Source organism: Bacillus salipaludis (assembly GCF_030938565.1).
Classification (GTDB): domain Bacteria; phylum Bacillota; class Bacilli; order Bacillales; family Cytobacillaceae; genus Neobacillus; species Neobacillus salipaludis_A.
In genome coordinates, this window is sequence record NZ_JAVGVR010000001.1 from 4,997,104 (window position 1) to 5,016,089 (window position 18,986).

General features: G+C 39.3%; 22 protein-coding genes. 2 read left to right on the forward strand and 20 right to left on the reverse strand.

Annotation, left to right across the window (positions count from 1 at the left end):
* Nucleotides 1-162 precede the first annotated feature (162 nt).
* The 18 genes from lysA to RCG21_RS24915 form a co-directional block, all read right to left on the reverse strand.
* Entirely contained in the window at nucleotides 163-1,467 is a 1,305-nt protein-coding gene (gene lysA, locus RCG21_RS24830) for a diaminopimelate decarboxylase (RefSeq protein ID WP_133335805.1), read from the reverse strand.
* Nucleotides 1,468-1,629: 162 nt separating this feature from the next.
* Nucleotides 1,630-3,108 (reverse strand): spore germination protein, encoded by a 1,479-nt coding sequence (locus tag RCG21_RS24835; protein WP_133335803.1) that lies wholly within the window; start codon nucleotides 3,106-3,108, stop codon nucleotides 1,630-1,632.
* A complete protein-coding gene (gene spoVAEA / locus RCG21_RS24840; protein WP_133335801.1) occupies nucleotides 3,098-3,670 on the reverse strand; it encodes a stage V sporulation protein SpoVABEA in 573 nt (190 codons plus the stop codon). The genes RCG21_RS24835 and spoVAEA overlap by 11 nt, the downstream gene beginning before the upstream one ends.
* A gap of 32 nt (nucleotides 3,671-3,702) precedes the next feature.
* Entirely contained in the window at nucleotides 3,703-4,125 is a 423-nt protein-coding gene (locus RCG21_RS24845) for a stage V sporulation protein AB (protein WP_133335799.1), read from the reverse strand.
* Nucleotides 4,115-4,735 (reverse strand): stage V sporulation protein AA, encoded by a 621-nt coding sequence (locus RCG21_RS24850; protein ID WP_133335797.1) that lies wholly within the window; start codon nucleotides 4,733-4,735, stop codon nucleotides 4,115-4,117. Before RCG21_RS24850 ends, RCG21_RS24845 begins: the two co-directional genes overlap by 11 nt.
* 103 nt (nucleotides 4,736-4,838) lie before the next feature.
* Complete coding sequence (gene sigF / locus RCG21_RS24855) at nucleotides 4,839-5,597, reverse strand: RNA polymerase sporulation sigma factor SigF (protein ID WP_026573353.1); 759 nt, start codon at nucleotides 5,595-5,597, stop codon at nucleotides 4,839-4,841.
* Nucleotides 5,598-5,609: 12 nt separating this feature from the next.
* Nucleotides 5,610-6,050 carry an anti-sigma F factor gene (gene spoIIAB, locus RCG21_RS24860; protein WP_308913875.1) on the reverse strand — a complete coding sequence of 147 codons (441 nt, stop codon included), beginning with the start codon at nucleotides 6,048-6,050 and terminating at the stop codon, nucleotides 5,610-5,612.
* A 2-nt stretch (nucleotides 6,051-6,052) separates the two neighbouring features.
* The gene (spoIIAA, locus tag RCG21_RS24865) at nucleotides 6,053-6,403 is read right to left on the reverse strand and encodes an anti-sigma F factor antagonist (protein WP_133335796.1); all 351 of its coding nucleotides are present in this window, start codon (nucleotides 6,401-6,403) and stop codon (nucleotides 6,053-6,055) included.
* Between the two features lie 128 nt (nucleotides 6,404-6,531).
* Nucleotides 6,532-7,704 carry a D-alanyl-D-alanine carboxypeptidase family protein gene (locus RCG21_RS24870; RefSeq protein WP_133335795.1) on the reverse strand — a complete coding sequence of 391 codons (1,173 nt, stop codon included), beginning with the start codon at nucleotides 7,702-7,704 and terminating at the stop codon, nucleotides 6,532-6,534.
* Nucleotides 7,705-7,825: 121 nt separating this feature from the next.
* Nucleotides 7,826-9,130: a pyrimidine-nucleoside phosphorylase gene (locus RCG21_RS24875; RefSeq protein WP_308913876.1), complete on the reverse strand. Its 1,305-nt coding sequence runs from the start codon at nucleotides 9,128-9,130 to the stop codon at nucleotides 7,826-7,828.
* A gap of 37 nt (nucleotides 9,131-9,167) precedes the next feature.
* Nucleotides 9,168-9,986: a purine-nucleoside phosphorylase gene (locus tag RCG21_RS24880; RefSeq protein WP_133335791.1), complete on the reverse strand. Its 819-nt coding sequence runs from the start codon at nucleotides 9,984-9,986 to the stop codon at nucleotides 9,168-9,170.
* 14 nt (nucleotides 9,987-10,000) lie between these two features.
* A complete protein-coding gene (deoB, locus tag RCG21_RS24885; protein WP_133335789.1) occupies nucleotides 10,001-11,185 on the reverse strand; it encodes a phosphopentomutase in 1,185 nt (394 codons plus the stop codon).
* 210 nt (nucleotides 11,186-11,395) lie between these two features.
* Complete coding sequence (xerD, locus tag RCG21_RS24890) at nucleotides 11,396-12,289, reverse strand: site-specific tyrosine recombinase XerD (RefSeq protein WP_133336195.1); 894 nt, start codon at nucleotides 12,287-12,289, stop codon at nucleotides 11,396-11,398.
* A 7-nt stretch (nucleotides 12,290-12,296) separates the two neighbouring features.
* Complete coding sequence (locus RCG21_RS24895; RefSeq protein ID WP_026573361.1) at nucleotides 12,297-12,524, reverse strand: YqzK family protein; 228 nt, start codon at nucleotides 12,522-12,524, stop codon at nucleotides 12,297-12,299.
* Between the two features lie 137 nt (nucleotides 12,525-12,661).
* Nucleotides 12,662-13,126, reverse strand: a complete 465-nt coding sequence (gene fur, locus RCG21_RS24900) for a ferric iron uptake transcriptional regulator (protein WP_133335787.1) — start codon at nucleotides 13,124-13,126, stop codon at nucleotides 12,662-12,664.
* 108 nt (nucleotides 13,127-13,234) lie between these two features.
* On the reverse strand, nucleotides 13,235-13,882 hold the full coding sequence (gene spoIIM, locus RCG21_RS24905; RefSeq protein WP_133335785.1) for a stage II sporulation protein M: 648 nt from the start codon (nucleotides 13,880-13,882) through the stop codon (nucleotides 13,235-13,237).
* Between the two features lie 121 nt (nucleotides 13,883-14,003).
* Complete coding sequence (locus RCG21_RS24910; RefSeq protein ID WP_133335783.1) at nucleotides 14,004-15,170, reverse strand: endonuclease Q family protein; 1,167 nt, start codon at nucleotides 15,168-15,170, stop codon at nucleotides 14,004-14,006.
* Nucleotides 15,170-15,721 (reverse strand): NUDIX hydrolase, encoded by a 552-nt coding sequence (locus RCG21_RS24915; protein ID WP_133335781.1) that lies wholly within the window; start codon nucleotides 15,719-15,721, stop codon nucleotides 15,170-15,172. Before RCG21_RS24915 ends, RCG21_RS24910 begins: the two co-directional genes overlap by 1 nt.
* A gap of 73 nt (nucleotides 15,722-15,794) precedes the next feature.
* Between RCG21_RS24915 and mciZ the strand changes: the two genes are divergently transcribed.
* A complete protein-coding gene (mciZ, locus tag RCG21_RS24920; RefSeq protein ID WP_133335779.1) occupies nucleotides 15,795-15,926 on the forward strand; it encodes a Z-ring formation inhibitor MciZ in 132 nt (43 codons plus the stop codon).
* Between the two features lie 65 nt (nucleotides 15,927-15,991).
* On the forward strand, nucleotides 15,992-16,903 hold the full coding sequence (locus RCG21_RS24925; RefSeq protein ID WP_133335777.1) for an aldo/keto reductase: 912 nt from the start codon (nucleotides 15,992-15,994) through the stop codon (nucleotides 16,901-16,903).
* An 875-nt stretch (nucleotides 16,904-17,778) separates the two neighbouring features.
* Here RCG21_RS24925 and RCG21_RS24930 read toward each other — a convergent pair.
* Both RCG21_RS24930 and RCG21_RS24935 read right to left on the reverse strand, forming a co-directional pair.
* On the reverse strand, nucleotides 17,779-18,021 hold the full coding sequence (locus tag RCG21_RS24930; protein ID WP_133335775.1) for a YqkE family protein: 243 nt from the start codon (nucleotides 18,019-18,021) through the stop codon (nucleotides 17,779-17,781).
* A 138-nt stretch (nucleotides 18,022-18,159) separates the two neighbouring features.
* Nucleotides 18,160-18,828: a 3-oxoacid CoA-transferase subunit B gene (locus tag RCG21_RS24935; protein WP_133335773.1), complete on the reverse strand. Its 669-nt coding sequence runs from the start codon at nucleotides 18,826-18,828 to the stop codon at nucleotides 18,160-18,162.
* Nucleotides 18,829-18,986: the final 158 nt, after the last annotated feature.

Genomic DNA, 18,986 nt, shown 5'->3' on the forward strand with positions numbered 1-18,986 from the left:
ATAGGGCAATTAGGATAACAAACAAAAGCCAATTACTTTTTTTCATTCAAGACTTCCCCCAAAGGATTGAAGATGCTTTCTACATTCTACACTATTTGACAAAAATAATCTATTTCTCTTTTGAACTGATAAAGGAATAAGCCGCCCGAAATGGGCAGCTTATCACTTGAGCGGCAAATCCAGTCTGATTAAATCTTCATAGGTTTCCCTTTTAACAACAAGTGCAGATTTGCCATTTTCAACAAATACAACGGCCGGTCTTGGCAGACGGTTGTAATTGTTTGACATAGAATAGCCGTAAGCACCTGTACAAAAAACTGCAAGGATGTCTTCATCCCCCTGTTTTGGAAGTGGTAAATCCCAGATAAGCATGTCACCAGACTCACAGCATTTTCCAGCAATAGACACGGTTTCATCCGCTTTTTCCAATGGTTTATTTGCCAGCACCGCTTCATACTTGGCTTGATAAAGTGCAGGGCGAATATTATCACTCATTCCCCCATCAACAGCCAAATATTTTCTAACTCCCGGAACTTCCTTTGAGGATCCGATTTTGTATAACGTAATCCCAGAATCTCCTACAAGTGATCGCCCCGGTTCAATCCATATTTCCGGCATACTGAGCGAAAAGCTGCTTACTAAGCTTTTTACTTCTTTAATAATTTCACTAACATATTGATAAGGAAGTAATGGTTCATCTTCCTTCGTATAGCGAATTCCGAAGCCTCCACCTAAATTCAGAACCTTTGCTTCGAAAGATAATTTGTTTTTCCACTTATTTAATTTTTCAATTAATTTTTCAGCTGCCAATAAAAATCCCGTTGTCTCAAAAATTTGTGAGCCAATATGACAATGGATTCCTAAAACATCGAAGTTTTCAAATTGAAGTGCTGCAGATAATGCCTCCTCTGCTTGCCCATTTTGGAGGTCAAACCCAAATTTAGAATCTTCCTGCCCTGTTAAGATATAATCATGTGTGTGTGCTTCAATACCCGGGGTAACCCTTAATAAAATCTTGACCATCGTATTTTTCTCATTACAAATTAATTTCAAGAGATTCAACTCATAAAAATTATCGACAACTATGCAGCCTATCCTATTTTCCAAAGCCATTTCCAATTCTTCTCTACTTTTGTTGTTTCCGTGAAAATGAATTCGTTCAACGGGAAACCCGGCGGCTAAAGCTGTATACAATTCACCACCTGAGACAACATCAAGTGATAAGCCTTCTTCCTCTGCAAGCTGAAGCATGGCAATCGTTGAAAAAGCTTTGCTGGCATAAGCAACCTGAGCTTGGACCTTTTGCTCATCAAAGGCCTGCTTAAATCCCCTGGCTCTTTCTCTAATTAATGCTACATCATAAACATATAGAGGGGTACCGTACTCTCTTGCCAAATCAATTGCATCGAGGCCGCCAATTTCTAAATTCCCCTTGCTATTTATTCCTGTAGAACCATAAAAATGCATTATTTCCCTCTCCCCCGCAATGACTCAAATTTAATACAAATGGCATCAATAAATAAATAGACAGAATCTAAAAGATACTGCCTATCTTTATAATTTTAAATTAAAATTACTTTAGCATAACAGCGGAAAATCTGCAATTTTTATTTTAATTTACACTTTCCTTCACTCCGGTGGCTGGCGATATCTGTTGCGCGGATGAACAATACTTGGTCTAAGTAATGAACCTGGAACGGCCCTTCGTAAAATAATTTGTAAAAACCCTTTAGGTTCAAATGGCAGGAATGGCCAGAAATATGGTGTATTAAACGCACGCATTTTAACAAGGAAAAGAAATAAAAGTGTTGCACCAATAACAAACCCGGGTGTATGAAAGAAAGCAACCAGCAACAGTAGCGTAAGCCTACCAATTTTATTCGCAACGCTTAATTCATAACTAGGTGTCGTAAACGTGCCTATCCCTGAGACCGCTACATAAAGAATAACTTCCGGTACAAACAGACCGACACTAATTGCAATTTGTCCAATTAACACAGCTGCAATTAAACCCATTGCTGTTGATAGCGGTGTCGGAGTATGTATGGCAGCAATCTTTAAAAATTCAATCCCAAAATCCGCTAAAAATATTTGAATAATTACTGGAATATTGGTCTGATCATTGGGACCAATAAACGAAAGCTTTTCAGGCAATAATGATGGCTCCAGTACGAAAAGCAGCCACAAAGGCAGTAAGAAAATAGATGTCAGGACACCTAAGAACCTGGTCCACCTTAAAAAGGTACCCATAGCAGGAGATTCGCGAAATTCTTCAGCATGCTGCACATGATGAAAAAAAGTAGTTGGCGTTATGATTACACTAGGTGATGTATCTACAATAATAATTACATGACCTTCTAATACATGTGCAGCAGCCACATCAGCCCTCTCAGTATACCGTACAAGTGGAAAAGGGTTCCACCCCTGCTTTAAGATAAACTCTTCAATCGTTTTATCAGCCATTGGGATTCCATCTACGTCAATCGACTTTAATTCTTTTCTAAGAATATTTAATAAATCAGAGTCTGCCACATCTTCTAAATAGCATAAAGAAACATCTGTTTTTGAACGTTTCCCAACCTTAATCATTTCATATCGAAGACGTTCGTCCCTTATTCTCCTTCTAATTAAAGCAGTATTAAGAATAATATTTTCGACAAAGCCATCCCGTGCTCCCCTTACAACCTTTTCTGTATCTGGCTCCTGCGGAGAGCGTCCAGGGTAACTTCTTACATCGACAACAAATCCGGTACTTTCCCCATCGATTACTACAACAATTAATCCAGAAAGGATATAGTCGACCATTTCGGTTAGTAATGTGATTGGTTGTACCGATTGGTTAACGAGTCTGTTTTCAATAATTTTAAAAAGATCTGTAGATAATTTTTCATGGTCATTAATTTCAACTAATTCTTCAACCAATTCAATCGCAAATCGGGTATCAACCAATCCACTTACAGAATATATGTGTACATCTTTTTTCAAAACCTTTAACTTTCGAATATTTAAATCGAAGCTTACTCCTAAACCAACCTTTTGTTTCATATAATGTTCAACTTCACTCACTGATTTTGGGATTGGCCATTGTTGCTCCGTACTATTTGTCATGAAAACCACTCCTTTCGAGAATAAGATCCACCGCTTTTTTCGTAATCGGTGAGCCGATCCTGTAGTCGTCCCGCCTTGCCATTTTTCCGATATCGCCGATTCCAACAATTAGCGGGACATCCAATTCGTCAAGACAGTAAACGGTATCTCCATTTATTCTGCCAATTTCAAGTTCCGGTATACCAAATTTATCTACCCCATAGGGAGTTATTTCACCATCGCGGTCAATACTTACATCAATCCTCGCCCATTCTTCATGTCTTGACTTTGCAGCTACTGCGATAATACCCAGTACCTCAATATCCTTATGTAATGCAACAAATTTCAGGGCATTTTCACCCGCACCCTCACCCACAATTCCACTATCATCAAACATCACCAACACCGGATCATTTGGAGCTTTTTTTATTAAATGGATAAGTTCAGGACCTTTTAATTTGGAAGGATTCCCATGAGACATAGAAATGCAGCGACCGCCCACTTCCTTAGCAACATGCTCGACAGCTCTTCTCGCATAATCATCTCCATCAGTAATTAAAATGACACGCCTCCGAATGCTCATGATTGTGATGTCCTTTCATGGCTAGATTCATGTTAATGATGAATAAAATAAACCCATTGAAATAGGGAGCCTGCAACTTTCCCAAGAACTATAGCCATTATTAAATAGATAATTTCTTCATCCAACCGGATTCTTTTTGCAAGAATTGGAAGCACATTTAATACTTCAGTTAATGCACCTGCAAGCATTCCCACATAGACTCCCTCAGTTAAACCAAGAGGAATCAAAAAATAAGCTGAAATTCCTAAAGTTGGATCTCTGAGACTTATAGCAACCCCTACAAGGGCACCGATGACAACAGCCCATTCATATTGTTGTATCATTTTTTGTGTTTTTGATAATTGTGTTAATCTTGGAATAATCCCAAGTACAGTTAAAAAGGCTACAAAGCCCGAACCCACAGCCAATCCGCTTGCTAAACCAAAAAAGAGTATGGCTAAAATTTTAATTGTCATCAAGTTTCTTCATACTTTCTTTGTTTTCATGAATGACTAAGTAATTATCTAAATCCATTTGATAATTAAACATTTCGACTTCAAGTGGACTGGGCTCATCATTGATTCGCTTTTTAAACACATGATTAAAAAATAAAATCATCCCCAATCCTAAACCAATGGAATAAGGAATTTGAAATAACCATGGCTTTGCCACTTTTCTACCGGTAATAATGGTATAAATTTTTTCCTGAACACTTCTCATGCTGACATCATCATGAAAATTCATGATGGCCATGGCTGAACCAAAGAATAATAAAAACCAAATTAACAGAAATAAAGGAAGAGACACTCCTTTTTTCTTTGTAATCACTTCGATAATCGTTTGTGCTGGTCCGACAGTTTGGACTTCCATTTCAGGAAATTTTGCCATTATTTTAGAAATCACTTTCATTACATCAATAACGACGATATTCCGATCTTTATCAGATATTCGATGTATGACGGTATTTTCCAATTTAGTCATATCAGTTTCCGGGGCAATGATTTGAGCCACATCTTTCAGCATAATCACATCTTCAGGATTAGTTTTCACACGATTCCGCATGCGGATGTAGATTGTTTTTTCCAAAACATTCACTTCCCACACATTGATTTCCTCGTATAAGTAGTATGGTTAATTGTTATCCTTTTAATGAAACCCAAAAAATGGTACAAAAAAAAGACCGGATGAATCATAGATCCATTCGGTCTTTCATTTGCATCAATATTTTTTTCTCGAGCCTTGAAACTTGAACCTGAGAGATTCCCAGCCTTAATGCGACTTCCGATTGAGTTTGATCCTTATAATATCTTAAATAAACAATTAATCTTTCACGTTCATCCAATTCCCGAATCGCTTCTTTTAAAGCGATTTTATCAAACCATTTACCGTCATTGCCATCGTCAATTTGATCTAAAAGCGTAATGGGATCACCATCATTTTCATAGACCGTTTCGTGAATGGAAGATGGTGTTCTGCTGGCCTCTTGGGCAAGAATGACGTCCTCCGGTGATAATTCAAGATATTCCGAAATTTCATTTACGGTCGGAATCCTTCCAAGCGTCTTTGATAATTCGTCTTTTGCCTTTCGAATTCGGTTGCCCATTTCTTTTAATGATCGGCTCACTTTAACCGTTCCATCATCGCGGATAAATCGTTGAATCTCGCCAATAATCATCGGAACAGCATAAGTTGAAAACTTTACATCATAAGAAAGGTCGAATTTATCTACTGACTTCAATAAGCCAATACAACCAATTTGGAAAAGATCGTCCGGGTCATAGCCCCGATTTAAGAAACGCTGAACAACAGACCAGACAAGACGCATATTTTTTTCAACAATTAACTCCCTGGATACCTGGTCCCCATCTTGGCTCTTTTTAATCAGTTCTTTTACTTCGTGATCCTTTAAATACGGCCTGCTTTTATCGTTTTTGACCTCCACATCCATCGGCAAGTCTCCTTAATTGCACAGCATTTTGCGAGATTGTAAATGCTTTCGTAATCTTACTTCGGTTCCTTTACCTGGCTGCGTGAGAACCTCGACCTCATCCATGAAATTTTCCATGATGGTGAATCCCATACCGGATCTTTCCAAGTCCGGTTTTGTTGTAAATAATGGCTGACGAGCTTCCTCCACATCTACAATTCCAATTCCTTCGTCTCGAATCGTCATATCAATTACATTATCCTCGATACTAACGTCAATATAGACAATTCCTTTTGAATCATTTTCATATCCATGAATAATTGCATTTGTTACCGCTTCTGATACAACTGTTTTAATTTCAGTCAGTTCATCCATTGTCGGGTCAAGCTGAGCAATGAACGCGGCAACCGTTACACGCGCAAAAGATTCGTTTTGACTTAACGCACTAAATTGAAGATTCATTTCATTTTTCATTTTTATGCAACCCCCAATTTTTGCAATGCGCAGTTTTCAGTCGGTTCCATTTTAATAATCTTAAATAAACCCGACATATCGAATAACCTTTGTATTGCAGGGGAGATTGCACAAACAACCATTTCACCGTGCACCTGCTTAATTTGTTTGTATCTTCCTAAAATAACTCCAAGTCCTGAGCTATCCATAAAGGTCAACTGTTCTAAATTTAAAACAATATGACGAATTTCATTTCTATCAATCGCATTTGCAGCCTGCTCACGGAGTTCGTCTGCTGTATGGTGATCTAGCTCACCGCTTAATCGAATACATAAAACATCATGTTTTATTTCTAATTCAATGTTAAGACTCACTATCCCTGGCCTCCTTAATCTGGTATAGTGAGTCAATTCGATGGAGGGGCATACATTTCCTCCTATCGGGACAAAACTAGTCGTAATTCGCCAAAACTAGTGAATAATTCTTTATTTTCGACATATGTTTATTTACCGGATTTTGTAAACATCCCAAATGCACGTTTATAAAGGGTCCACCAACTTGCTTCTTTAACATCCGTTTTAGCCACTAATGGACTTTCCAAAACTACTTTTCCATCCTTAATCAGTTTAATGGTTCCTATTTTGTCACCTTTATGGATAGGAGCATCTAAACCTTTCTCTAGAATGACTTTTTGTTTTACATCTTTCGTTTTTTCACCCTTTTTCGTCAATAAAGAAAGTGGTTCACTTGTAACGGCATCCACCGTCTTTTCCTTTCCCTTGCTTACATGTGTTTTGCTTATAACCTGATTCCGCTTATACATTGGATGGGTTTGATATTGATTGAAAGCATAATTTAGCATTTTTGTTACCTGAGCATTTCTATCCTTCGATGTTGGAGCACCAAATACAACGGCTATGACGCGCATTCCATCCTTTTGGGCTGTTGCTGTTAAACAATACTTTGCTTCTCCGGTAAAGCCAGTTTTTAAGCCATCCACGCCGGGATAAAAGCGGACTAGTTTGTTCGTGTTAACGAGCCAAAATTTTTTGTCCGTATTTTCGCGAAGGTATGCCTCGTACATTCCCGTGAACTTCGTGATGTCCTCATATTTTAATAGTTCTTTTGCCATAATAGCCATATCATGTGCTGAACTATAATGACCGCTTACTGGAAGCCCCGTGGTATTTTTAAAGAAAGTATGTTTTAAACCTAACTCTTTAGCTTTTTTATTCATCATATCCACAAATGCTTCTTCAGACCCTCCGATTCTTTCGGCCATTGCTACAGAAGCATCATTTCCGGAACCAATTGCAATTCCTTTCAACATTTCCTTTGTAGTCATTTCTTCGCCTGGCTCAAGAAAAATTTGTGAACCTCCCATAGAGGCAGCATATTCACTTGCTCGAATTTTTTCATTCCAGCTCAATTTTCCTTGATCAATTGCTTCCATAATTAACAGCATTGTCATGATTTTTGTCATACTTGCCGGCGGTAGTTCTTCTTGACTATTTTTCTCAAAAAGGACTTTCCCCGTATCGCGTTCAATTAATACTGCTGATCTAACATTATTAACGAGCTCGGTGCTATTCTTTTCTTCAGCCGCAAAAGCGGAAGGAATCCATAAACTTGTAACTAAAAAAGATATCATCATTAATGAGACGATTCGTTTCATCGCATAACCCTCCATTCTTTATATAGATAACATTTTTTCCAAATCAAACAACTTTATACAATAATTTCCTATGAATACAATAAAAAAAGTCCGGGTTCCCCCGGACTTTTCAAAGCATTCATTATTCAGTAATCTCTTCGTGAATCAGGATTGGCGCTTCTATTATTGAAGATGAAATCTTGATATTTTCGTAAAGTTTATCTTTCACTTCACGCACATCTTCAAAATTGCTGTAAATCGTAACCAAGGATTGACCTTTTTTCACCTGGTCGCCGATTTTTTTCCTTAAGACTAGCCCGACGGCTAAATCAATTACAGATTCTTTTGTTGCTCTGCCGGCACCTAACAGCATCGCAGCTGTTCCAACTTCATCAGCAATAATTTCGGATACATATCCATCTTCTTTTGCTTCCAATTCAAAAGTAAAATTTGCCTGAGGTAATTTGGAAGGGTCATCTACGACGGATGCATCCCCGCCTTGGGAACTTAAAAATACCTTTAATTTTTCAAGTGCCTCTCCATTTTTAATCACGTTTTCAAGCATGGCCCGAGCTTCTGCCAAAGAATCTGCCTTTTCAGCCAAATAAACCATATGGCTTCCAAGTGTTAAACAAAGTTCTGTTAAATCATCAGGACCTTCCCCTTTTAACGTATCAATGGCTTCTTTTACTTCAAGCGCATTTCCAATGGCATATCCAAGCGGCTGACTCATGTCTGAAATAACTGCCATTGTTCTTCTACCAACATTATTTCCAATTCGAACCATTGCTTTGGCCAATTCTCTGGAATCATCCAGTGTTTTCATGAATGCGCCTGCACCTGTTTTTACATCAAGGACGATCGCATCAGCACCTGCCGCCATTTTCTTACTCATTATGGAACTTGCAATAAGAGGAATGCTGTCGACTGTAGCTGTTACATCCCGAAGAGCATACAGCTTCTTATCAGCAGGGGTCAGATTTCCACTTTGACCAATTACCGCGATTTTATTATGATTGACGAGATCAATAAATTCCTTGTTTTCAATTTCCACATGGAAACCCTTAACGGCCTCCAATTTATCAATGGTTCCTCCTGTATGGCCAAGGCCACGCCCGGACATTTTGGCAACCGGTACTCCAAGGGCAGCCACAAGCGGACCAAGGACGAGTGTCGTGGTATCACCAACACCGCCAGTGGAGTGTTTATCTACTTTAATTCCTTCTATTTTCGATAAATCAATTTGATCACCGGATTCCACCATCGCCATGGTTAAATCTGCTCGTTCTTTTTCCGTCATTCCTTGAAAATAGATGGCCATTGTCCATGCACTGATTTGATAATCGGGGATAGAGCCATCCGTGTAGCCATTTATAATAAATTTAATTTCTGCTGTTGATAATTCATGCCCATCGCGTTTTTTTTCAATTAAGTCGACCATTCTCATTATTCATCACCACTTTACCAGTTTAAATTTCAGGAAATTAAGCGATCCTTTTCACAATTTCCTTTATATATAAAAGAAAGTTTGCTTTTACCTTTTCAGTCGTCTCAATTACTTCATCATGGCTTAATGGCTGATCTAGGATTCCTGATGCCATGTTAGTAATACAAGAAATTCCCAAAACCTTTAAGCCGCCGTGGCGTGCCACAATTACTTCTGGAACTGTCGACATTCCAACTGCATCACCGCCAAGCACCCTAGCCATTCTTATTTCGGCAGGGGTTTCATAGACAGGGCCAGTAAAGCCAACATAAACACCTTCCTTGACCTCGATGTTTAGGCCTCGAGCAATTTCCTTTGCAATCGCCCTTAATTCTTTTGTGTAAGCCTCAGACATATCCGGGAAACGAACCCCAAGCTTGGAGTCATTCGGACCAATTAACGGATTTGTTCCCATAAAATTAATATGATCCGTAATAATCATTAAGTCTCCTGGGGAGAAGCTTTCATTGACACCACCCGCTGCATTTGTCACAATCAGCATTTCCACTCCAAGTTCTTTCATCACCCTCACTGGAAATGTCACTTTATCCATACTGTATCCTTCATAAAAATGAAAACGACCCTGCATGGCGACAACCTCTGCCCCGCTTAGGGAACCAAAAACTAATTGTCCTGCATGCCCCTCAACCGTCGAGACCGGAAAATCTGGAATCTCATGATAGGGTATTTTAACCGGCTCGGCGATTTCATCTGCTAATACACCAAGACCTGAACCCAAAATAAGGCCAATTTTTGGGGTTTTTGAATATTTTCCTTTTAAAAATCCTGCTGCATTTTGAATCTTTTCAAATTCCATTTTTCATTCCCCTTCTATTTCAATTCGCTTAAAAAGCTATGACCATACTTCGGCATTTTCACATTGAAGTTTTCAGCAACCGTAGCCCCAATATCTGCAAATGTTTTCCTTAATGGAAGTTCCCTTCCTTGTTCCATGTTCTTAGCGTATACAAGTAATGGGACATATTCCCTTGTATGGTCTGTTCCGGGTGCTGTTGGATCATTTCCATGGTCTGCTGTAATGATGAGCAAATCCCCCTCATTCATTTTGGCAAACACTTCAGGCAGACGTGTATCATACTCTTCTAATGCTTTACCGTATCCCTCAGGGTCACGGCGGTGTCCAAAAAGGGCATCAAAATCAACTAAATTCAAAAAACTAATTCCGGTAAATTCCATATCCAGGGTTTGAACTAACTTATCCATTCCATCCATGTTAGAAATGGTCCTTAAGGATTGAGTTACTCCTTCCCCGTCATAAATATCGGAAATTTTCCCAATTGCAATTACGTCAAACCCAGAGTCTTTTAACTCACTCATCACGGTTCGGTCAAATGGTTTTAATGCATAGTCATGGCGATTTGCGGTACGCTTAAAATTACCAGGTTCGCCTATAAACGGACGAGCAATGACCCGGCCCACCATATATCTTTCATCGAGAGTTAATTCGCGGGCAATTTTACAAATTTTATATAATTCTTCAAGAGGAACCACCTCTTCATGGGCAGCTATTTGAAGCACGGAATCAGCAGAGGTATAGACAATTAATGCTCCCGTTTTCATATGCTCTTCCCCAAGTTCAACTAAAATTTCTGTTCCGCTTGCAGGTTTATTTCCAATTACTTTTCTTCCGGTTCGTTTTTCTAGTTCTGAAACAAGTTCATCAGGAAAACCTTCAGGAAATACACGGAAGGGGGTTTGTATATTTAAGCCCATGATTTCCCAATGTCCTGTCATCGTATCCTTACCGTTAGAAGCTTCCATCATCTTTGTATAAAAAGCAAGTGGTTTTTCCGCTTTTGGGATACCTTTGATTTCGCGGATGTTGCTTAAACCCAACTTTGCCATGTTTGGCATATGAAGACCGTTCATTTTTTCTGCAATATGACCATAGGTGTCAGCCCCTTTGTCGCCAAACCGTTCGGCATCGGGAGCTTCGCCAATTCCTACTGAATCCATCACGATTAAAAATATCCGTTTATATGTATTTGCATTCATAAATTTTTCCTCCTTGTTTCGTGGTAAACGGTTACACTCAAAACAAAATAATAAGCAATCATATGTTGCCCCTTTTCATCCAGATTAACCATGAAAGCACATTCATTTGTCAGAAGTCTGACATCTCTATTTTACTAAAAGATTAGGAAAATACAAGAAAAAAAACTGCCTAAAATTAGACAGTTTTTTGAACATGAAACTATAATTCTATTATGCACGGGGAAAGAATTTACTATAAACATCCTTTAATCTTGTTTTACTTACATTTGTATAAATTTGTGTGGTGGATATATCAGCATGTCCGAGCATTTCCTGCACCGCTCTTAAGTCTGCACCATTTTCAAGCAGGTGTGTTGCAAAAGAATGTCTAAGTGTATGAGGGGTTAACTCTTTCTCAATTCCCGCTTCTTTTGTGAGCTTTTTTAATATTTTCCAAAAACCCTGCCGTGTTAATCGTTTCCCTTGATGGTTTAAAAATAATGCGCTATCCTGATTTTTTGGGGTAACAAAATGCCCTCTCCCATATTCTAGGTAACGCTTAATAGCTTCTGCAGCTGTTTTGCCGATTGGTATAATCCGTTCTTTTTCCCCTTTTCCGATGCATCGAACAAATCCCATTGTTAAATGAACATGGTCAATATCAAGATTAATCAGTTCACTGACACGGATCCCGGTTGCATAGAGGAGTTCCAGCATGGCCTTATCTCTTATTCCAAAATGATTATTTTCCTTAGGCGAATCCAACAATTTTTCTACTTCCTTCAGACTTAATACTTTCGGAAGCGACCTTTCTAATTTTGGAGTTTCGATTAGCACAGAGGGGTCTTGGTCTGTTGCTTTATCCCTTAATAGAAATTGATGCAGGGCTCTTACGGAGGCAATATGTCTCGCAATGGTTTTTGATGATTTCCCTTGTTCTTTTAAAAAACCCAGAAATTGAACAATATGCACACGCTGGACAAGATTAAAAGAGGAGATCCTTTCAACATGTTGTAAAAAGCGGATATAACTCTTCAAATCTCGTTCATAAGACATAATCGTATTCTTAGCCAAGCCTTTTTCTACTATTAAAAATTCTATAAAATCTTTTAATTGATTCTCCATCATCTATTTACTCCCCATTTAAATAAAACAAAATCAACCGGTTTAACCAGCCTGGATTTTCATCCTTTACCTCGCTGGATACCTTTAACGCAGCTCCCTCCGGCGCATCATAGCGATGGTAACTTTGGTATTCCTGACTTACCCACATAATACCATAATAAAAGAGAATCGTGCATCCAGTGAAAATGATAAAAACCTTTATGGTTTGAAGTGCGACTTTTATAAAAGAAACCATTCTCTTCTTCCCCCAAATTGCTTCATAATAGTAAAAGGTATGCCAAATTGTACAAGTTTTATACCTTTACAGTAAGAAAAGGGGAAATTTATTTATAATAGAAAAAGTCCTTTTCATAAAAAAGGACTCGTTTATTCTTATTCTGTTTCTTCTTGTTCCGTTTTTTTATCTTGGCAGCGATAGCAAATGCCATGAAAGGTGAGGCGATGATCTTTAATTTTAAAATTCCATCTGCGTTCAACCGTTTCTTCAACATCTTCAAGAAGATCCTCTTGAATTTCATCCACTGCACCGCACTCAATACATACTAGATGATGATGAAAGTGTGCTGCCCCCTCCTGACGAAGGTCATAGCGTGATACTCCATCACCAAAATTAATTTTATCGACAATTTTTAATTCCGTTAGAAGTTCCAAAGTCCGATAAACAGTTGCTAAGCCAATTTCCGGCGATTTTTCTTTAACGAGGAGGTACACATCTTCCGCACTCAAATGATCCTCTTCATTTTCAAGTAAAACTCGAACGGTTGCTTCTCGTTGAGGTGTAAGCTTATAGCTCGATGAGTGCAACTGTTTTTTTATTCTTTCTATTCTAGTTTCCATCCCGAAGTCCCTCCCTCGCCACTGTTAATTCTCATTATAACAGATGGGAAAAGAGATTCAAAATAAAATCATTATAAACAAGGGTTTATATTAATTATTATTATATAATTATTTTAAATTAGCAGTACTGATGATTGTTTTCATTAACCATGGCGACATATAAGCTTCAATTCCAGAAGCGGCGGAGATGAAAATGACAGCTGCCAGTAAAGCAAAAATATAGCGTTTGAAAAAGGGCATAATCGGCTGCCCATACTTTTTTAAGAACTGCTTTTTAATCATCCTAATTGAAAAAATAACTGAAAATGCCGCCATTATGATAAATACCGGAATGATAATCAAATTTTGCGGAAGGATGGATACAAATGCAAGTAAAAATCCATTCCAGCCCATTTGACTGACTAAAAAACCAACCGTAAAACCAACTACCATACCCTTTAAAAATAAAAGAATAAGAATAATTGGTAAACCAATAATGGAAATCCCCAGAATCCACATCAGTCCAATAAATTTGCTGTTATGAAAGAAACTTTGGAAAAATAAATCATTTGTTTCTGCCACTTTTCCATTAGAAATCTGGCCAAAAAATTGCGACAAATAGTAGAATAGATCTTCTTTTTGCGTAATTCCCATGCTATTTACGACAATAGCTCCAAAAATAACACCCATTAAAAATAACACGATAATAAATAAAAAAATTGAGGAATGCTCACGGAAATAACTGGCGGCATCGGACTGGTACAATCGTTTCTTCATTTGCGTTTCCTCCCTATTCGGACAATCAGTTATTACATACTATGCTTGTCTATCTTTTCTATGACCAAAAATTAATAGATAATATAAAAGGGTCTGACTCTATGGAGTCAAACCCTAATTATTATTGATCCGCGATTTTCCCGTATTTGCCACCGCCGCCTGCAGATAGGTGAATTTCTCCTTCTCTCGCCTTCATAATTAATTCAGCAATTTTGGGCGGAACGACTTCTTTTAATGATTCTGCCGGGACTTCATGCAAAATCGCCATTTCACTTCCGAAATGATTGACAAGTTTTTCAAGCAGCTTCGGCCCTAACCCTGGGATAAACTCCAGCGGTACTTGGTGAACATATGGCGGTCTGTTTGAAGGACCCTCCTCTGCTGTTTTTAATTCTAAAATCCTATCTGCTACACCTTTAATGATTTTTTTGTTCCCGCAAAGTGTACATATTTGATCATCTTCACCCGCCGGATTTAAGCATTCTGCACAAACAGTTTTGTGGTATTTGCCTAGGAGCGGATCAAGCCCGTAATTGGCAACAACTCCACGACCATCCTCACCGTTTAATGCTTTTTGCAATTCCTTAAAGGTCGGCTCTTCCATCGCGATTACTTGATATTCTCGGGCAATCTTTGCGAGGGAATGGGCATCCGAGTTTGTTACAAACGTATATTTGTGAATTTCCCCAATTTGATCCGCCATGTCAGTATCTGAACTTAAACCAAGCTCAATCCCATCAATTAGGTTTGGGTCAAATACCTCTGTTAAGGAACGGTTAACCCCTTTCCCATATAAGCTTTTAAACGGAGTAAAAACATGGGCGGGGATAAAAATCCCTCCTAAGTCTTTAATCTTTTTTTGCAGTTCGAGGCCCGTTACATATACCCGCTGTGAGCTTAGCTGAACATTTTTTAGATTTTTTGAAAGCCAGGATGAAAATTCCCTCATGATGGCTAGAGTCGGAAAAAAACCTAGTAAATGGATTGGCCCGTTGCATCCCTCATCATAAATTTCCAACTCTGACCCAGGAATCACTGTTAAATCTCCAAATACTAAACCGCCATCAGGATGCTCGACAAGATCTCCGCTTTCAATGAGGTTTTCCATCTCTAAAATAACCTCCGGGGAATGGCTGTCAATAATCCCCACCATATTCAAACCCTTTTCATGCCTCGCATGTTCAATGATATTTGTAAAGGTTAACGATTTGGCACCAGTAATTTTGACAGGCTTACCCGTCCAGGTTCTGCCAATATGAATATGTAAATCCACATAATAATTTTTCATTATTTTGCTAGAGCCTCTTGTAATTGCAAATATTGAATGGCATAAATTGTTTTGGCATCGTAGATTTTTTGATCTTTCATATATTGAATGGCCTCATCGAGGGTCAATTCTTCAATATTTACAAATTCATCTTCATCGAGAGCAGCTGAATTCTCTTTTTTCGAAAGTCCTTTTGCAAGGTAAACATGAATGATTTCATCGGCAAAACCTGGTGAAGTATAAAAAGATGTCAGCAGTTCAAGGCTTTCACATACATAGCTTGTTTCTTCCTCAAGTTCCCTGTGGGCACAAAGGGCCGGGTCTTCTCCTTTTTCAAGCTTTCCCGCAGGAATTTCAACAATCGTTCTTTCCAAGGCTTTGCGGTATTGCTCTACCATGACGATTTTATTTTCATTGGTGATGGCGATAACCGCCACTGCACCAGGATGTTTGATAATTTCACGTTTCGACTTTTTCCCGTTAGGTAGTTCAACCTCTTGTATTTGCAGGCTGATGACCTTGCCAGAAAAAATTTCTTCACTATGGATTGTTTTTTCTTCAAGATTGTCCATAATTGTCACTCCTGTTCTAATCCGCTATTCATTGCTCATACATTTTACCATACTTTATTTGGAGGGGTATGGGATGAAGGTGTACGTACACGAAAAGGGCGTCCTCCTTGTCGGCAAAGGCTGGGAAGTGCTGCAAAAGCTTAAGGAATATAATAAAGAATTTGTTTATGTTTCGGATTGGATAAAGGATGTTTCCCAAAAGTAATCGTTACATTTGTAGTCTCCCCTATTCTTTTATAAAATTGTAGGAAAAGAACAGGGGTGGTTTTTTTGAAAAAAAGACAACTTGGGAACTCTGATTTGTTTGTGACTGAATTGGGCTTAGGGTGTATGTCGATTGACACCGATGAAAAAGCAGCCCGCTATATTATTGATACTGCTTTAGATGAGGGGATTAACTACTTTGATACCGCTGATTTATACGATTTCGGAGTAAATGAAACACTGGTCGGCGCTGCTTTAAAGCCTGTCAGAGATAAGATGATTCTTGCTACAAAAGTAGGTAATCGCTGGAGAAAGGACCGGTCCGGCTGGTCTTGGGACCCATCCAAATCTTACATAAAGGAAGAAGTAAAATACAGCTTGAAACGACTTGGTACAGACTATATTGACCTTTACCAGCTGCACGGCGGGACCATTGAAGACCCATTAGAAGAAACCATTGAAGCATTTGAGGAATTGAAGGCAGAGGGCTATATTCGTTATTATGGGATTTCATCGATTCGACCAAATGTCATTCGTGAATATGTTAGGAAATCCAAAATGGTTTCAGTAATGATGCAATATAGTATTTTGGATCGCCGTCCTGAAGAAGAGGCATTGCCACTTCTTGCTGAACATGGAATTAGTGTTGTTACCCGTGGTCCTCTCGCCAAAGGTCTTCTTAGTGATAGAATGCTTGAAAAGGCTTCGGAAAAAGGCTATTTGGATTATAGCCTGGAGGAGTTGCAAGAAGTATTGCCACTGTTGAAAGAAAAGATTGCATTGGGGCGTTCTTTTACAGAAGTCGCACTCCAATATAATTTATCCAACCCAACTGTTGCATCAGTGATTACTGGTGCGAGCAGTGCGGAGCAGGTGCGAAGCAATGCGGCGGCGGCTATGAGCCGGGCATTGTCAGATGAGGAGATTAGCTTTATTAGAAAGTTGACAAAGGCAAGCGTTTATCAGGAGCATCGGTAAAAGAAATCCCACTGGGCGTTGTCCAGTGGGTTATTTGTTGACTTTTGGCCATCAATCTTATGAAGGACTTTTTTTGGGAACCTCTATGGGTTTTGGCCTTCATCGACCTTATGAAGGACGTTTCGAAGGGAACCTTAGTGAGGTTTGGCCTTCATCGCTCTCTTGAAGGACGTTTCTCCCGAGCCCCTGTTGAGGTTTGGCCTTCATCGCTCTCTTGAAGGACTTTTCCCCGAGGCCCGCTGTGAGTTTTGGCCTTCATCGCTCTCTTGAAGGACGTTTCTCCCGAGCCCCTGTTGAGGTTTGGCCTTCATCGCTCTCTTGAAGGACTTTTCCCCGGGCCTTTGTTGAGTTTTGGCCTTCATCGGTCTTCTTGAAGGACGTTTCCCCGAGGCCCTTGTTGAGGTTTGGCCTTCATCGCTCTCTTGAAGGACGTTTCCCCGGGCCTTTGTTGAGTTTTGGCCTTCATCGGTCTTCTTGAAGGACGTTTCCCGGGGCCTTTGTTGAGTTTTGGCCTTCATCGGTCTTCTTGAAGGACGTTTCCCCGGAGCCCTTATTGAGGTTTGGCCTTCATCGCTCTCTTGAAGGACTTTTCCCCGGGCCTTTGTTGAGTTTTGGCCTTCATCGGTCTTCTTGAAGGACGTTTCCCGGGGCCTTTGTTGAGTTTTGGCCTTCATCGGTCTTCTTGAAGGACGTTTCCCCGGAGCCCTTATTGAGGTTTGGCCTTCATCGCTCTCTTGAAGGACGTTTCCCCGGGGCCCTTAGTGAGTTTTGGTCTTCATCGACCTTATGAAGACCATTTTCGAAGGTTTCGCTACGAGTTTTAGTCTTCATATCGAAGATTAAGGACATTTCCACCAACAAAGACAGTAAGAATCCTATTTAAACTCTTTCCAGTTCATTCCACTTTCATTTAACAACTCTTCAAAGGATTTGTTCTTTTCCTTTAATCTTCTTTCTTCCCGCTTTTTAAACTCCTCTTCAGCTCTTTTATTCTCTTCCTCTATCTTGAGCTTCTCCTGCTGCTCTTTTAGCTGCTTTAGTAAATTTGGATCCATCATATCCTTCAGCGTAACAACAGATTCATCTTTTTTCGGTTTCTGTTTCGGTTGCTTTTTCACAGTTAGACCTCCCCTTCATAACGAATTTGCCACTATTATACCACTTGGCGCAATAAAACAGCTTTAGATTTATCTCAAAAAAACAGGTGAGAAAATTAGGAACTTTTCCCTTTTGGGTATTAACCTGCTTTCTTTTCCTTAATAGGCCTCAAGTAACACATTCTCATCCACCATTAATGCTGCTTCTGTTGAATTTATAACCTCTTCCACCGTAAACCCTTTTGCCACTTCAACAAGTTTTAGCCCGGAATCAGTCACATCCATTACCGCCCGCTCTGTGATAATACGATTGACAACTCCTTTTCCTGTTAACGGAAGTGTGCATTTCTTTAAAATTTTCGATTCCCCGCGTTTATTAACATGTTCCATTATGACAATGATTCTTTGAGCGCCATGGACAAGGTCCATTGCCCCTCCCATGCCCTTAATCATTTTTCCAGGTATCATCCAGTTTGCTAGATCACCGGTTTCAGAAACCTCCATTCCCCCAAGAATGGCTAGATTAATATGCCCGCCACGAATCATCGCAAATGATTCAGCACTGTCAAAAAAAGCAGCGCCGCTAATGGTCGTTACCGTCTCTTTTCCGGCATTGATTAAATCTGGGTCGACCTCATCCTCCTTTGGATATGGACCAATTCCTAGCAAACCATTTTCCGATTGTAGAACCACCTGTTTATTTTCTGACATGTAGTTGGCTACAAGAGTTGGCATACCGATTCCTAAGTTGACGTAAAAGCCGCTTTCGATTTCTTTCTCCGCCCGTATCGCAATTCTCTCCCTGACTGAGGCCTTTTCATTTGCCATTTCTCTCTCTCCTTTCGATTTCACTAGTTTTACCAAAGGATACTCCCTTTGCCCCATCCAATTAAATTTAACTCCTTATAATGAAAGTATGAATGTTAGAAAAGGAAAATGATGCTGAATTTCCTTAAAAAGTTGCTTTGATTGAATCTTTACCTTCT

Excerpts from the sequence above, each read along its gene's own strand:
- RCG21_RS24875 (WP_308913876.1), bottom strand. The coding sequence starts at position 9,130 with ATGAGAATGGTCGACTTAATTGAAAAAAAACGCGATGGGCATGAATTA.
- RCG21_RS24895 (WP_026573361.1), bottom strand. The coding sequence starts at position 12,524 with ATGGTTTCTTTTATAAAAGTCGCACTTCAAACCATAAAGGTTTTTATC.
- RCG21_RS24835 (WP_133335803.1), bottom strand. The coding sequence starts at position 3,108 with ATGACAAATAGTACGGAGCAACAATGGCCAATCCCAAAATCAGTGAGT.
- RCG21_RS24845 (WP_133335799.1), bottom strand. The coding sequence starts at position 4,125 with ATGACAATTAAAATTTTAGCCATACTCTTTTTTGGTTTAGCAAGCGGA.
- RCG21_RS24915 (WP_133335781.1), bottom strand. The coding sequence starts at position 15,721 with ATGGACAATCTTGAAGAAAAAACAATCCATAGTGAAGAAATTTTTTCT.
- sigF (WP_026573353.1), bottom strand. The coding sequence starts at position 5,597 with ATGGATGTGGAGGTCAAAAACGATAAAAGCAGGCCGTATTTAAAGGAT.
- spoIIM (WP_133335785.1), bottom strand. The coding sequence starts at position 13,882 with ATGAAGAAACGATTGTACCAGTCCGATGCCGCCAGTTATTTCCGTGAG.
- RCG21_RS24910 (WP_133335783.1), bottom strand. The coding sequence starts at position 15,170 with ATGAAAAATTATTATGTGGATTTACATATTCATATTGGCAGAACCTGG.
- xerD (WP_133336195.1), bottom strand. The coding sequence starts at position 12,289 with ATGGAGAATCAATTAAAAGATTTTATAGAATTTTTAATAGTAGAAAAA.
- fur (WP_133335787.1), bottom strand. The coding sequence starts at position 13,126 with ATGGAAACTAGAATAGAAAGAATAAAAAAACAGTTGCACTCATCGAGC.
- RCG21_RS24880 (WP_133335791.1), bottom strand. The coding sequence starts at position 9,986 with ATGGAATTTGAAAAGATTCAAAATGCAGCAGGATTTTTAAAAGGAAAA.
- mciZ (WP_133335779.1), top strand. The coding sequence starts at position 15,795 with ATGAAGGTGTACGTACACGAAAAGGGCGTCCTCCTTGTCGGCAAAGGC.
- deoB (WP_133335789.1), bottom strand. The coding sequence starts at position 11,185 with ATGAATGCAAATACATATAAACGGATATTTTTAATCGTGATGGATTCA.
- RCG21_RS24935 (WP_133335773.1), bottom strand. The coding sequence starts at position 18,828 with ATGGCAAATGAAAAGGCCTCAGTCAGGGAGAGAATTGCGATACGGGCG.
- RCG21_RS24870 (WP_133335795.1), bottom strand. The coding sequence starts at position 7,704 with ATGAAACGAATCGTCTCATTAATGATGATATCTTTTTTAGTTACAAGT.
- spoIIAB (WP_308913875.1), bottom strand. The coding sequence starts at position 6,050 with ATGAAAAATGAAATGAATCTTCAATTTAGTGCGTTAAGTCAAAACGAA.
- lysA (WP_133335805.1), bottom strand. The coding sequence starts at position 1,467 with ATGCATTTTTATGGTTCTACAGGAATAAATAGCAAGGGGAATTTAGAA.
- spoVAEA (WP_133335801.1), bottom strand. The coding sequence starts at position 3,670 with ATGAGCATTCGGAGGCGTGTCATTTTAATTACTGATGGAGATGATTAT.